The organism is Flavobacterium soyae, from assembly GCF_045348165.1.
GTDB classification, from domain to species: domain Bacteria; phylum Bacteroidota; class Bacteroidia; order Flavobacteriales; family Flavobacteriaceae; genus Flavobacterium; species Flavobacterium soyae.
Window position 1 is genome coordinate 1,337,587 of record NZ_CP150845.1, and the last position, 12,793, is coordinate 1,350,379.

Below are 12,793 nucleotides of genomic sequence, written 5' to 3' on the forward strand. Positions count from 1 at the left end.
TTTTTTGATTTAGGAAATCTAAAACGCCCTAATTTATTTTATTTAAAATATATTTTTATTTTTTAATGTTTAACTTTTTAAGTTTCGGAAAATCTGAAATCAAAAATCGTTAATCATTATTCTAAAATCTTAGTTTTTATTGATAACGTTTAAAATCGTTTCTAAACTTGGAGTAATCAAATCTGTAATTGGTTTTGGATAAAATCCAAAGAAAATCAAAACAGCAATAATCGCTACCATAGAAATTCCTTCGTTAACAGAAACATCTGCAAATGTTTTTGAATTTGTTTCTCCTAACATTACATTTTGGAACATTTTCAACATATAGTAAGCTCCTAAAATAATCGTTGTTCCGCCTAAAACAGCAAACCAAATGTTTATTTGAGAAAGGCTGTATAATACGGTAAACTCTCCAATAAAGTTAAATGTAGTTGGTAAAGCAACAGATGCCAATACCAAAATTAAAAACATCGAAGTGAATTTTGGAGACTGAGTACGGATTCCACCTAATTCAGCAATTTCTCTAGTTTCAAATCTTCTGTAGATAATTTCTGCGGCGTAGAATAATCCAACTACCACAAAACCGTGAGCGATCATTTGTAAAACTGCTCCGCGAAAACCATCAAGAGTTAAAGTATAAGATCCAGCAGCAATTAATCCAACGTGAGCAAGAGATGAATAAGCTAATAATTTCTTTAAATCTTTTTGTCTTAAAGCAACGATTGAACCGTAGATAACTCCGGCAATTCCTAAAGCAATAAAAATATTCATGTATTCTTTTGCAGCAAGAGGTGCAATTGGCAACTGCCAGCGAATAACACTATACAATCCCATTTTCAACATAATACCAGATAAAAGCATTGTTCCAACAGTTGGTGCTTTTTGGTACACATTTGCCTGCCATGTATGGAAAGGAATAATTGGAATTTTGATTGCATAAGCTAAGAAGAAAGCAAGGAAAATCCAAAGCTGTTCGCAAGCAGATAATTGTACTTTATATAAATCTTCGATTAAGAAAGAACCTACTTTTTGATATAAATAGATAAAAGCAGTCAACATAAACAATGAACCTGCAAGTGTGTAAATAAAGAATTTAACCACTGCTTTTCTGCGTTCTTCAGCATCTCCGTTACCCCAAATAAGAGCAATAAAGTAAATAGGAATAAGAGCTAACTCCCAGAAAATATAATATAAAAGACCATCTGCAGCAAGGAAAGTTCCTGTCATTGCAAATGCCATAAATAAAATCAGAGCATAAAAAGCTTTAGAGTTTTTATATTCATTTCCAAAAGAAGAGAATATAATAACTGGAGTTAAAGCCGTTGTCAATAAAAGCATGGCAAGACCTAATCCGTCAGCATTCAGCGCAAATGAAATTTTAGGCTGATTGATCCACGCATTAATAAGGCTGATATTTTCTCCAGCATTAAAATGGTTTAACAATACAACCGAACAGCCTAAAGCTGCTAAACTAAAGAACAAAGCTACTTTTGAAGCGAGTTTGTCACCAGCAAAATAGGTGATAAATGCACCAACTAAAAGAATAATTAATATAAGAGAAACGTTCATAGTTATAAAATTATTGAGCTAAAAATATATAAGAAACAATCGCGCAAAGACCTAAAACGAAAGCAAAAAGATATAATCCAATACTTCCTGTCTGTAGTTTTTTACCCTGAAACGCTAATTCGTTTGCTGCTTTTCCTAATCCAAAAACAACTGCCGATAATCCGGTTTCAATATAGTCTCTAAAAAATCTTGATAATGCATTTACAGAACGAACAAAAATCGCATCGTAAGCCTCATCTACATAATATTTGTTATACAACACTTTTGTTAAGCCTGTAATATTTTCGTCAGCTTCAGGAACATTATCCTGTTTGAAGTATTTGATGTAAGCAATTAAAATCCCTACCAAACAGCCAAGCACTGCAATTCCCATTAAAGTATATTCTGTTGCGCCTAAATGGTGCTCTTCTCCAGCCGCTTTTGTGAAAAGAGGAGCTAAATATTCATTAAGCCAGCTGTTTCCCGGTAAACTGATTAATCCGCCAAATGCTGCAAGAATAGCTAAAATCATTAAAGGGAAGGTAATTATACCATCGCTTTCGTGTAAATGATGTTTTTGTTCTTCAGTTCCTCTAAATTCTTTAAAGAAAGTTAAGAACATCAATCTGAACATATAGAAAGCTGTCATGATAGAAGCAATCGATCCAACAACATATAATGGAATGCTATGGTGAAAAGCAGTCATTAAAATTTCATCTTTAGAGAAGAAACCTGAAAGAAGAGGGAAACCTGAAATTGCCAATGAAGAAATCAACATTGTCCAGAAAGTGATTGGCATTGCTTTACGCAATCCACCCATTTTACGCATATCCTGCTCACCGTGTAAACCGTGAATTACAGAACCAGATCCTAAGAATAAACAAGCTTTAAAGAAAGCGTGTGTGATTACGTGGAAAACCGCTACTTCATAAGCTCCAAATCCTAATGCCAAGAACATTAATCCTAATTGTGAAACTGTAGAATAAGCCAATACTTTTTTAATATCAGTTTGCACTAAACCAATTGTAGCAGCAACTAATGAAGTTATCGCTCCAACAATTGCAATTACAGTCTGTACATCTGTTGCAAGATCAAAAACGAAGTTCAATCTTGTTACCATAAAGATACCAGCTGTTACCATCGTAGCAGCGTGAATCAATGCAGAAACAGGAGTTGGTCCCGCCATCGCATCTGGTAACCAGGTATACAACGGAATTTGAGCAGATTTACCACAAGCTCCAATAAATAAACATAAAGCTGCTAAAGAAAGTAATGGTAAATTTAAATTTGCAGCTCCTGCGATTGCCGTTTTTAAAGTTGCATAATCTAATGTCGAGAACATTGAACCAATAATGAACATACCAATTAAAAGACCTAAATCTCCAATTCTGTTCATGATGAAAGCCTTTTTTGCAGCATCGTTATAATCCTGGTTTTTATGCCAGAATCCGATTAGTAAATAAGAGCAAAGTCCAACACCTTCCCAGCCAATAAATAATACTAATAAGTTGCTTCCAATTACAAGTGTAATCATAAAGAATACGAACAGATTTAAATATGCAAAGAATTTGTGGATATTCTCATCATCGTGCATATAACTGATAGAGTATAAGTGAATCAAAGATCCGATTCCGGTTACGAACAATAACCAAAGAACAGATAATTGATCTAATAAAAATCCAAGATTGATTTTTAGGTTACTAATTTGAATCCAGTCAAATAAAGTAACTTCAATTCCTTTTCCGGTTGAAGTTATTTGATTAAAAAGAACAAGAGTAACTATAAAAGAAACAGCCACGGCAGCAGTTCCGATAATTCCGGAAACTGTTTTCCCTAAACTTTTCCCAAAGAAAACATTGATTAAAAATCCTAAAAAAGGAGCTAAAACTAAAACTAAAGCTAAATTGGTATCCATTTCTATTTTATCCTTTTAAATTTTTTAAATTATCGATACTAATTGAACCGATGTTTCTGAAAATAGAAACTAAAATCGCCAATCCTACCGCAACTTCAGCAGCAGCAACCGCCATCGAAAAGAATACAAAAACTTGTCCTTGTGCATCCTGATGGTAAGTTGAAAAAGCCACAAATAAAAGGTTTACTGCATTTAGCATGATCTCGATAGACATGAAAACGATAATTGAATTTCGTCTGTACAATACACCAAAAACACCAATACAAAAAAGTACAACACTTAAAAAGATGTAATTTTCAATACCTATTTGATTTAATATATTACCCATTATTTATTTAATTTTTCTTTTTTAGACAATAATACAGTTCCAATCATCGCAACCAAAAGTAAAATCGAAGCAAATTCAAAAGGTACCATATATTCGTTCAACAATATTTTACCCAATACTTTAATAGATTGGAAATCTTCTCCGGTTGAATCATAATCTCCAACAATTGGTTTAGAATTGATGAAAATTGCAATTAAAACAATAACAATTAAACAGAAAGAAACAACAGCTCCCAAACGTGTAATCCTTGGTCGGTGTACATCTTTTTGTTCGTTAAGATTCATCAACATAATCGTAAACAGGAACAAAATCATAATCGCTCCAGAGTAGACTATTATATGTACAACAGCTAAAAATTGAGAGTTCAATAATAAATAATGACCAGCAATAGAGAAAAAACAAATCACTAAATAAATAGCAGAGTGAATTGGGTTTCGGCTATAAATGGTTAAAAAAGCAGTTATTACCGTAATAAACGCCAGGATACAAAATATAACTTGTACAGTTGTTGCGTGTGCAAAATCAGGAATATGTATCATTAGTTAGCGTTATTAAGTTGTGAATTTTTAATAGCCATTTCTAAAGGCATCACTAATTTATCTTTTCCAAAAATGAAATCTTCTCTTTCGTAGCTGGAAGGAACTAAAACCTTAGAAGTTGTCAAATAAATGGCATCTTTTGGACAGGCTTCTTCACATAAACCACAGAAAATACAACGAAGCATATTAATTTCATAGATTTCAGCATACTTTTCTTCTCTGTATAAATGTTTCTCGTCTGGCTTACGCTCAGCAGCTTTCATTGTAATAGCTTCTGCAGGGCATGATAAAGCACATAATCCACAGGCAGTACAGTTTTCACGACCTTGTTCATCGCGTTTCAACATATGCTGACCACGATAAACCGGACTCATTTCACGAACCTGTTCCGGATAATGAATTGTAATTTTTTTTCTAAAAAGGTGTTTAAGCGTAATAGCTAAACCTTTTACAATCGCCACAAGATACAATCGTTCCCAAAAAGTCATGTCCTTGTTAGACACCACCTTTTTTCTACCCGATAATGATATAGTTTCTATTGACATTTTTTAATCTATGATTTATGATTTACAATTTGAGGTCAGTCAAATTCTAAATCTATTTTATTTTTAATTGAAGCTAATCCTGCTATCCGCTGTATCTTTAATTTTTCTAAAGAAAAAAATTAAAGGATGCCGCTTCTATCAGGGCTAGGGCATTACGGTTATTAGAATCCTAAAGCTGCTGCGATATCGTGTCTTAAAATAACAGCGCCCGTAATCATAATATTAATAATCGAAAGCGGAATTAAAATTCTCCAGCCTAAGTTCATTAATTGGTCATATCTAAATCTTGGAATTGTCCAGCGTACCCACATGTAAAAGAATATGAAGAAACATATTTTTACAAATAATACGGCAATTCCTAAAAGATTAGCGGTATTTACTCCAACATTTTCTACCATCCACTGCATTCCCGGATAGTTGTAACCTCCAAAGAATAATACAGAAATAATAGTAGCAGAGATAAACATACTTGCATATTCTGCAAATAAATAGAATCCCATTTTCATTGATGAATATTCTGTATGGTAACCTCCAATTAATTCGTTTTCACATTCTGCTAAGTCAAACGGAGTTCTGTTAGTTTCTGCAAATGAACAAATTAAGAAAATTAAAAAGGACAATGGCTGATAGAAAACATTCCAGTTCATTCCTGACTGTTGTAATGAAATTTCTTTTAAACTCATTGTTCCAGTCATCATCAACAATGCAATCATTGATAATCCCATTGCAACTTCATAAGAAACCATTTGAGAAGCGGCACGAACAGCGCCCATTAATGAGAATTTATTGTTAGATGCCCATCCACCGATCATGATACCGTAAACTCCAACAGAAAGAACTCCAAAAATGTATAATAATGCGATATTTACATCAGTTGCCTGAAGAATAATGTCTCTTCCAAAAAGATGAAGTCGGTCTCCCCAAGGAATTACAGCACTTGTCATCAAAGCTGTACTCATGGCAATTGCCGGACCTACAACGAATAAAAATTTATTTGGTGTGTTTGGAAAAAATTCTTCTTTAGAGAATAATTTCATACCATCAGCAAGCGGCTGTAATAAACCTCCCCAGCCTGCACGGTTTGGCCCAACACGGTCTTGTAGAAAAGCAGCAACTTTACGTTCAGCCCAAGTAGAATACATTGCCATAATCATTGTTACCGCAAAAACGACAACAATAACAACACTTTTTTCTATAATAAATGCACTTTCCATTTCTTAAGAATTTTTTTCATTAGTAGTTAATGGAATTGCAGCCATACTAATTTTTTTACGGTCGATATCGCGGCCTAAAAGAATATTCTTTTCAGTATCGATTTCAACTTTCTCTAATTTTTGAGTGTAGTTATTTTGGTTGATAACAGAATCTTTTTCAAATTCTCTTGGTCCTTCAATTACCCAGTCATTTACATCTTTGTGATCAAAACGACAACTGTTGCAAATGAATTCTTCTACTTCATGGTACTCATCTTTACGACCAGTCACACGCTGAATTTCTCCACCAAACATCCAAACTGTAGTTTTACCGCAGCATCCGGGAGTAGTACATTCTCTGTGTGCGTTATAAGGTTTATTAAACCAAACTCTTGATTTAAAACGGAAAGTTTTATCAGTTAAAGCTCCAACGGGACAAACGTCAATCATGTTTCCAGAAAACTCATTGTCGATTGCTTTAGAAATTCCGGTTGAAATATTAGCGTGGTCACCACGATCTAATACTCCGTGAACTCTGTTGTCTGTCAATTGATCTGCAACTTGTACACATCTTTGGCATAAAATACAACGGTTCATATGCAGTTGAATATTTGGACCAATATCTTCTGGTTCAAATGTTCTTTTTTCTTCAATAAAACGTGATTTTGGGTTTCCGTGCTCAAAACTTAAATTTTGAAGATCACATTCACCAGCCTGATCACAAATAGGGCAGTCTAATGGGTGGTTGATCAATAAAAATTCTGTTACAGATTTACGTGCTTCGGTAACTCTGGCAGAAGATTTACTGTTTACTTCCATTCCGTCCATACATCCTGTTACACAAGATGCCATTAATTTCGGCATTGGTCTAGGGTCAGCTTCACTACCTTTAGAAACTTCAACTAAACAACAACGACATTTACCGCCACTGCCTTTTAATTTTGAGTAATAGCACATGGCTGGCGGAACCAAATCTCCACCAATCATACGTGCAGCCTGCAGGATCGTTGTTCCTGGCTCTACGTCTATACTTTGACCGTCTATGGTTACTTTCATCTCTATATTTTGTTTTTTTAGTTTCAGGTTTCACGTTTCAAGTTTTAACCTGAAACTAAAAAAACTTGAAACTTGAAACTATTTTAAACTTTTTTGTTGAAAGTCGGAATATTGAAAAGAATTGCTGTCCTTTTAAACATTTTGAACTTTATAACTTTTTGCTTTTTATTTTTATACGATTACTTTACCGCCTACTAAATGCTTTACTTGCGAAAAAGGTTCAGCAACAAAGTGATCTCTATTTTTGATTTTTTCTGGGAAACGAACGTGATATTCAAATTCATCTCTAAAGTGACGAATCGCGGCTGCTACTGGCCAAGAAGCTGCGTCACCAAGCGGACAAATTGTGTTTCCTTCAATTTTACTCTGAATGCTCCACAATAATTCAATATCTTCTTCACGGCCTTGACCGTTTTCGATTCTCCATAAGATTTTTTCTAACCATCCTGTTCCTTCACGGCAAGGAGTACATTGTCCGCAAGATTCGTGGTGGTAAAAACGAGCAAAGTTCCAAGTGTTTCTTACGACACAAGCAGTATCATTGTAAACAATAAATCCTCCAGAACCTAACATAGATCCGGTAGCAAAACCACCATCACTTAAAGATTCGTAAGTCATTAAACGATCTTCGCCGTTTGCTGTTTTGAAAATCAATTCAGCAGGTAAAATCGGCACTGAAGAACCTCCTGGTACAAATGCTTTTAATGGACGGCTTGAAGACATTCCTCCTAAATATTCATCAGAATTCATGAATTCGTCTACGCTTAAACCTAATTCAATTTCGTAAACCCCAGGATTTTTAATGTGCCCGGAAGCAGAAATTAATTTAGTTCCAGTAGAACGTCCAATACCAATTTTAGCATAATCGTCACCAGAATTGTTTACAATCCACGGCACCGTTGCAATAGTTTCAACATTGTTTACCACTGTTGGGTTTGCCCAAAGTCCTGAAACTGCAGGGAATGGTGGTTTAATACGAGGATTTCCTCTTTTACCTTCCAAAGACTCAATAAGTGCAGTTTCTTCTCCACAGATATAAGCTCCGGCTCCACAGTGAACGTGTAACTCTAAATCGTAACCCGTACCTAATATATTTTTTCCTAACCAGCCTGCAGCTTTAGCCTCGGCGATTGCTCTTTCTAAAATTTTGAAAACCCACATATATTCTCCACGAATGTAGATATACGAAAGGTTAGCGCCTAAAGCATAACTAGAAGTAATCATTCCTTCGATCAATAAGTGAGGAATAAATTCCATCAAATAACGATCTTTGAATGTTCCCGGCTCAGATTCGTCGGCGTTACAAACTAAGTGTCTTGGTTTTCCTGATTTTTTATCAATAAAGCTCCATTTCATTCCGGCAGGGAAACCTGCACCTCCACGACCACGAAGACCTGATTTTTTTACTTCTTCAGTAACTTCATCCGGTGTAAGTGTTTTTAAAGCTTTTTCTACAGATGCGTAACCACCATTTTGGCGATAAACTTCGTAGGTTTTAATTCCAGGAATATTGATTTTATCTAATAATATTTTTTGTGACATCTTATTTATCGTGTAATATTATTTTATCATCTCTGCAGTCAGCGATTAACTGATCGATTTTTTCTTCTGTCAATTTCTCTTTGTAGAAATCGCCTAACTGCATCATCGGAGCGTATCCGCATGCACCTAAACATTCTACACCGGCAATGGTAAACATTCCGTCAGCGGTTGTTTCACCCATTTTAATACCTAATTTTTCAGAAGTATAATCCATTAAATTTTCGGCACCGTTTAAACAGCAGCAAGACGTCTGGCAAAATTCAAACATGTATTTTCCAATTGGTTTTTGGTTGAACATGGTATAAAAAGTAACCACTTCATAAACTTCAATTGGTTTTATCTGAAGAATTTCGGCAACCTTGTCCTGCAATTCAATGCTAAGCCAGTTGTTATGCGCGTCCTGCACTTCGTGCAAAACAGGCAGTAAAGCCGATTTTTGTTTGCCTTCCGGATAATGACTAATCAATTCATTGATACGAGCGATCAATGCCTCAGTCATATTTATTTCTTGCTTGTAATGTTTACGTTCCATTTTTAATTTTAGATTTTAGATTTTAGATTTTAGATTTTTTTAATCTTTATCTACAATCTATGATTCTTCAATCATTGTTTAAGTTTTAGATTCTTCAATCTGAATTTTTCAATTCCTAATTATAATTTTAAACCTAAATTCTAAAATCTGCATTCTTAATCAGCAATCTAAAATCTAAAATCTAAAATCAACAATTTTTTAGGCGTCTAATTCTCCTGCAATTACGTTTAAACTCGAAAGGATAACAATTGCATCAGAAAGTAACGCACCTTTAATCATTTCAGGATATGCCTGATAGTAAATAAAACAAGGTCTTCTGAAATGTAATCTATATGGAGTTCTGCTTCCGTCTGTAACTAAATAAAAACCTATCTCTCCATTTCCTCCTTCAACAGGGTGGTAAATTTCGGCAACCGGAACAGGAACTTCTCCCATTACGATTTTAAAGTGATAGATTAATGATTCCATCGAATTATATACGTCTTCTTTTGGAGGAAGGTAATAATCAGGAACCTCTGCATGGTATTCGTTTCCAGCCGGCATTTTTTCTAATGCCTGACGAATAATGCTTAAACTTTCCCAAACTTCAGCATTACGAACACAGAAACGATCATAAGTGTCACCTGATTTTCCTACAGGAACAATAAAATCAAAATCTTCGTAAGATGAGTAAGGCTGAGCTACACGAACATCGTAATCAACTCCGGCAGCACGTAAGTTTGGACCTGTAAATCCGTAGGCCATTGCTTTCTCTGCTGAGATTGCACCAACGTTTACAGTTCTGTCAAGGAAAATTCTGTTTCTTTCGAATAAGCTTTCGAATTCTTTCCAGGCAGGTGGAAATTCTTCAAGGAAAGTATCAAGTTTTTTGAAAGCTTCTGGAGACCAGTCTCTTTCAAAACCACCAATTCTTCCCATATTTGTAGTCAAACGAGCCCCACAAATTTCTTCGTAGATTTCGTAGATTTTTTCTCTAAATTGAAAAACGTATAAGAAACCAGTATACGCACCAGTATCTACCCCAAGAATCGAGTTACAGATTAAGTGGTCTGTAATACGAGCCAGCTCCATTACAATAACTCTTAAGTATTGTGCCCTTTTTGGAACTTCAACACCTAATAGTTTTTCTAATGTCATCCACCATCCCATATTATTAATAGGAGAGGAACAATAGTTCATACGGTCAGTAAGAGGAGTAATTTGATAAAACGGACGATTTTCGGCAATTTTTTCGAAAGCTCTGTGGATGTAACCAATAGTTGGCTCTGCCTCTAGAATTCTTTCACCATCCATTAATAGGATATTTTGAAAAATACCGTGAGTCGCAGGGTGGGTAGGACCTAAATTCAGTACTGAAAGCTCGCTTCCGTCTTCGTTTAGTTTCTCCTTAATTATTTTAGCATAACGATGCTCTGGTGGTAATAATAGTTCTGACATTTGTAATTAAAAATTGTTAATTGATAATTTTCAATTAACCATTAATACTTTTGTTCCTTTTTATATAGTGCTAATTTTCAATTGTAAATTGTTAATTATGCATTAATCGTTGTTCTTCCAAAGAATCTGTCGTCTTTATCAGTTCTTCCGCTGTCTTCCATTGGGAATTCTTTTCTCATTGGGAAAGACACCATTTCATCCATATTCAAAATACGTTTCAATTGCGGGTGGCCAATAAAGTTAATTCCGAAGAAATCGTACGTTTCTCTTTCCATCCAGTTTGAACTTAAGAAGATATTTGAAACGGTTTTGATTTCTGGTTTTTCACCATTCAGATAAACTTTAATTCTAATTCGTTTGTTATCGTACCAGTTGTGTAAGTGATATACAACAGCAAATTGACGCTCTGAATCGTTGTCAGGATAATGAATGCCGCATAAATCTGTTAAAAAGTGAAAGCGTAGTTCAGAATCGTTTTTAAGGAATAGGATCAACGCTGTGATTTTATCAGCTGAAGCTTCTAAAGAAAAAATATCTCTTTCCTGTTGAAAGTTGAAAACATCGTTATTAAATGTTTCAGTAAGTTTATCTTGAATCTGGGTATTTTCTAAAGCCATCTTATGAAATGTTATAGGAAGCTAATAATTCTTGGTATTCTGGCGAGCTTCTGCGTCTAACAGATTCACTTTTAACCAATTCTTGTAATCTCATTACTCCGTCAACGATTTGTTCTGGTCTTGGCGGGCATCCTGGAACATAAACATCAACCGGGATTACTTTATCAATTCCCTGCAGAACTGAGTAAGTATCGAAAATACCTCCTGAAGAAGCACAGGCTCCAACAGCAATTACCCAGCGCGGCTCAGACATTTGTTCGTAAACCTGTCTTAAAATTGGAGCCATTTTTTTAGAAATAGTTCCCATTACTAATAACATATCTGCCTGACGAGGAGAGAAACTCACACGCTCAGATCCAAATCGTGCTAAATCGTAATGCGAAGCCATTGTCGCCATAAACTCAATTCCGCAGCAAGATGTTGCAAAAGGTAAAGGCCAAAGAGAATTCGCGCGTGCCAAACCAACAACATCATTTAGTTTTGTAGCGAAGAAACCTTCTCCTACAACTCCTTCCGGTGGCGCAACCATTTTTACATTTGAATCGCTCATTTTTATTTTAGATTTCTGATTTTAGATTTTAGATTTTTTGGAATCGTAAAAAGAAAAATCAATTTTTTTAAATCAGTGTATTAATTCAAAGAAGTTCAAATTTTAAATTGCTGTTCTAAATAATGTTGAATAATCCATCCATTCAAAAATCTAAAATCACGAATCTAAAATCTAAAATCTTTTTTATTCCCAGTCTAAAGCTCTCTTTTTGATAATATAGAAAAATCCAACTAAAAGTAAAGCCATAAAAACGACCATTTTAAGCATTCCTTCTATACCAAGATCTTTAAAGTTTACTGCCCAAGGATAAAGGAAAATTACCTCTACGTCAAACAATACAAACAAAATTGCTACCAGAAAATATTTTACGGAAAAAGGAATACGGGCATTACCAACAGATTCTATACCGCACTCGAAGTTTTTATCTTTAACTTCAGAGGTTCTTTTTGGGCCTAATTTTCCAGAAATAATGATTGTTCCTACCACAAAACCAACAGCCAGAATGAACTGCATTAAGATAGGAATGTAACTGTATTGATCAGATTGCATAAGCTTAACTTTTTTACTTAAAGAATAAGCCACAAAGATAACTTTCAACTATGTAAATCACAAACTAAAGGGAGATATAAGTACATCATGAAAGCGCGTTTACATGTAATTTTTATTGATTATAAATAACACATGCTTTTTTTAATATTTTTTTAAGAAATGGGCAAAAAAAAAACGTTTCGAAATAAATCGAAACGTTTTAAAACCATTCAGAGGCAAAAAAAATAAATTGCTATATTTTTCTTAGATTACTGCTACTTTAGCAGCAACTTTCCCTTTTCTTCCTTCTTCTTCTTCATAGCTTACACGGTCACCTTCGCGTAATTCTTCCGCGTTAATTCCTGAAGCGTGAACGAAGATGTCCTTTCCTGTTTCTTCGTCTGTAATGAATCCATAACCTTTAGATTCATTGAAAAATTTTACTGTACCTGTACGCATTGTA

14 protein-coding genes are annotated in these 12,793 nt (G+C 34.6%); all 14 read right to left on the reverse strand.

From position 1 onward, the window contains the following. Positions 1–129: 129 nt before the first annotated feature. The gene (locus AABD74_RS05965) at positions 130–1,569 is read right to left on the reverse strand and encodes a NuoM family protein (RefSeq protein ID WP_406844968.1); all 1,440 of its coding nucleotides are present in this window, start codon (positions 1,567–1,569) and stop codon (positions 130–132) included. A 10-nt stretch (positions 1,570–1,579) separates the two neighbouring features. After that, on the reverse strand, positions 1,580–3,463 hold the full coding sequence (nuoL, locus tag AABD74_RS05970) for an NADH-quinone oxidoreductase subunit L (protein ID WP_406844969.1): 1,884 nt from the start codon (positions 3,461–3,463) through the stop codon (positions 1,580–1,582). A gap of 7 nt (positions 3,464–3,470) precedes the next feature. Next, the gene (nuoK, locus tag AABD74_RS05975) at positions 3,471–3,791 is read right to left on the reverse strand and encodes an NADH-quinone oxidoreductase subunit NuoK (protein WP_012023318.1); all 321 of its coding nucleotides are present in this window, start codon (positions 3,789–3,791) and stop codon (positions 3,471–3,473) included. Then, the gene (locus AABD74_RS05980; RefSeq protein WP_406844970.1) at positions 3,791–4,330 is read right to left on the reverse strand and encodes an NADH-quinone oxidoreductase subunit J; all 540 of its coding nucleotides are present in this window, start codon (positions 4,328–4,330) and stop codon (positions 3,791–3,793) included. The genes nuoK and AABD74_RS05980 overlap by 1 nt, the downstream gene beginning before the upstream one ends. After that, positions 4,330–4,875 carry a NuoI/complex I 23 kDa subunit family protein gene (locus tag AABD74_RS05985; protein ID WP_406844971.1) on the reverse strand — a complete coding sequence of 182 codons (546 nt, stop codon included), beginning with the start codon at positions 4,873–4,875 and terminating at the stop codon, positions 4,330–4,332. Before AABD74_RS05985 ends, AABD74_RS05980 begins: the two co-directional genes overlap by 1 nt. A 161-nt stretch (positions 4,876–5,036) precedes the next feature. After that, positions 5,037–6,089, reverse strand: a complete 1,053-nt coding sequence (gene nuoH / locus AABD74_RS05990) for an NADH-quinone oxidoreductase subunit NuoH (RefSeq protein WP_232677660.1) — start codon at positions 6,087–6,089, stop codon at positions 5,037–5,039. Between the two features lie 3 nt (positions 6,090–6,092). Next, the gene (locus tag AABD74_RS05995) at positions 6,093–7,124 is read right to left on the reverse strand and encodes a 2Fe-2S iron-sulfur cluster-binding protein (protein WP_053471549.1); all 1,032 of its coding nucleotides are present in this window, start codon (positions 7,122–7,124) and stop codon (positions 6,093–6,095) included. A gap of 171 nt (positions 7,125–7,295) precedes the next feature. Next, positions 7,296–8,666, reverse strand: coding sequence for an NADH-quinone oxidoreductase subunit NuoF (gene nuoF, locus AABD74_RS06000; RefSeq protein WP_072955480.1), 1,371 nt, complete (start codon positions 8,664–8,666; stop codon positions 7,296–7,298). 1 nt (position 8,667) lies between these two features. Beyond that, positions 8,668–9,198, reverse strand: coding sequence for a complex I 24 kDa subunit family protein (locus AABD74_RS06005; RefSeq protein WP_406844972.1), 531 nt, complete (start codon positions 9,196–9,198; stop codon positions 8,668–8,670). 198 nt (positions 9,199–9,396) lie between these two features. Then, positions 9,397–10,635, reverse strand: a complete 1,239-nt coding sequence (locus AABD74_RS06010) for an NADH-quinone oxidoreductase subunit D (protein WP_232677655.1) — start codon at positions 10,633–10,635, stop codon at positions 9,397–9,399. Between the two features lie 95 nt (positions 10,636–10,730). Beyond that, the gene (locus tag AABD74_RS06015; protein WP_232677653.1) at positions 10,731–11,252 is read right to left on the reverse strand and encodes an NADH-quinone oxidoreductase subunit C; all 522 of its coding nucleotides are present in this window, start codon (positions 11,250–11,252) and stop codon (positions 10,731–10,733) included. A gap of 1 nt (position 11,253) precedes the next feature. Continuing rightward, a complete protein-coding gene (locus AABD74_RS06020) occupies positions 11,254–11,802 on the reverse strand; it encodes an NADH-quinone oxidoreductase subunit B (protein ID WP_232677650.1) in 549 nt (182 codons plus the stop codon). 183 nt (positions 11,803–11,985) lie between these two features. Next, entirely contained in the window at positions 11,986–12,351 is a 366-nt protein-coding gene (locus AABD74_RS06025) for an NADH-quinone oxidoreductase subunit A (protein WP_053471573.1), read from the reverse strand. 243 nt (positions 12,352–12,594) lie between these two features. Beyond that, positions 12,595–12,789: a cold-shock protein gene (locus AABD74_RS06030; protein ID WP_007137066.1), complete on the reverse strand. Its 195-nt coding sequence runs from the start codon at positions 12,787–12,789 to the stop codon at positions 12,595–12,597. Positions 12,790–12,793: the final 4 nt, after the last annotated feature.

Coding starts and splice junctions, on each gene's coding strand:
- AABD74_RS05965 (WP_406844968.1), bottom strand. CDS start 1,569: ATGAACGTTTCTCTTATATTAATTATTCTTTTAGTTGGTGCATTTATC.
- nuoL (WP_406844969.1), bottom strand. CDS start 3,463: ATGGATACCAATTTAGCTTTAGTTTTAGTTTTAGCTCCTTTTTTAGGA.
- nuoK (WP_012023318.1), bottom strand. CDS start 3,791: ATGGGTAATATATTAAATCAAATAGGTATTGAAAATTACATCTTTTTA.
- AABD74_RS05980 (WP_406844970.1), bottom strand. CDS start 4,330: ATGATACATATTCCTGATTTTGCACACGCAACAACTGTACAAGTTATA.
- AABD74_RS05985 (WP_406844971.1), bottom strand. CDS start 4,875: ATGTCAATAGAAACTATATCATTATCGGGTAGAAAAAAGGTGGTGTCT.
- nuoH (WP_232677660.1), bottom strand. CDS start 6,089: ATGGAAAGTGCATTTATTATAGAAAAAAGTGTTGTTATTGTTGTCGTT.
- AABD74_RS05995 (WP_053471549.1), bottom strand. CDS start 7,124: ATGAAAGTAACCATAGACGGTCAAAGTATAGACGTAGAGCCAGGAACA.
- nuoF (WP_072955480.1), bottom strand. CDS start 8,666: ATGTCACAAAAAATATTATTAGATAAAATCAATATTCCTGGAATTAAA.
- AABD74_RS06005 (WP_406844972.1), bottom strand. CDS start 9,198: ATGGAACGTAAACATTACAAGCAAGAAATAAATATGACTGAGGCATTG.
- AABD74_RS06010 (WP_232677655.1), bottom strand. CDS start 10,635: ATGTCAGAACTATTATTACCACCAGAGCATCGTTATGCTAAAATAATT.
- AABD74_RS06015 (WP_232677653.1), bottom strand. CDS start 11,252: ATGGCTTTAGAAAATACCCAGATTCAAGATAAACTTACTGAAACATTT.
- AABD74_RS06020 (WP_232677650.1), bottom strand. CDS start 11,802: ATGAGCGATTCAAATGTAAAAATGGTTGCGCCACCGGAAGGAGTTGTA.
- AABD74_RS06025 (WP_053471573.1), bottom strand. CDS start 12,351: ATGCAATCTGATCAATACAGTTACATTCCTATCTTAATGCAGTTCATT.
- AABD74_RS06030 (WP_007137066.1), bottom strand. CDS start 12,789: ATGCGTACAGGTACAGTAAAATTTTTCAATGAATCTAAAGGTTATGGA.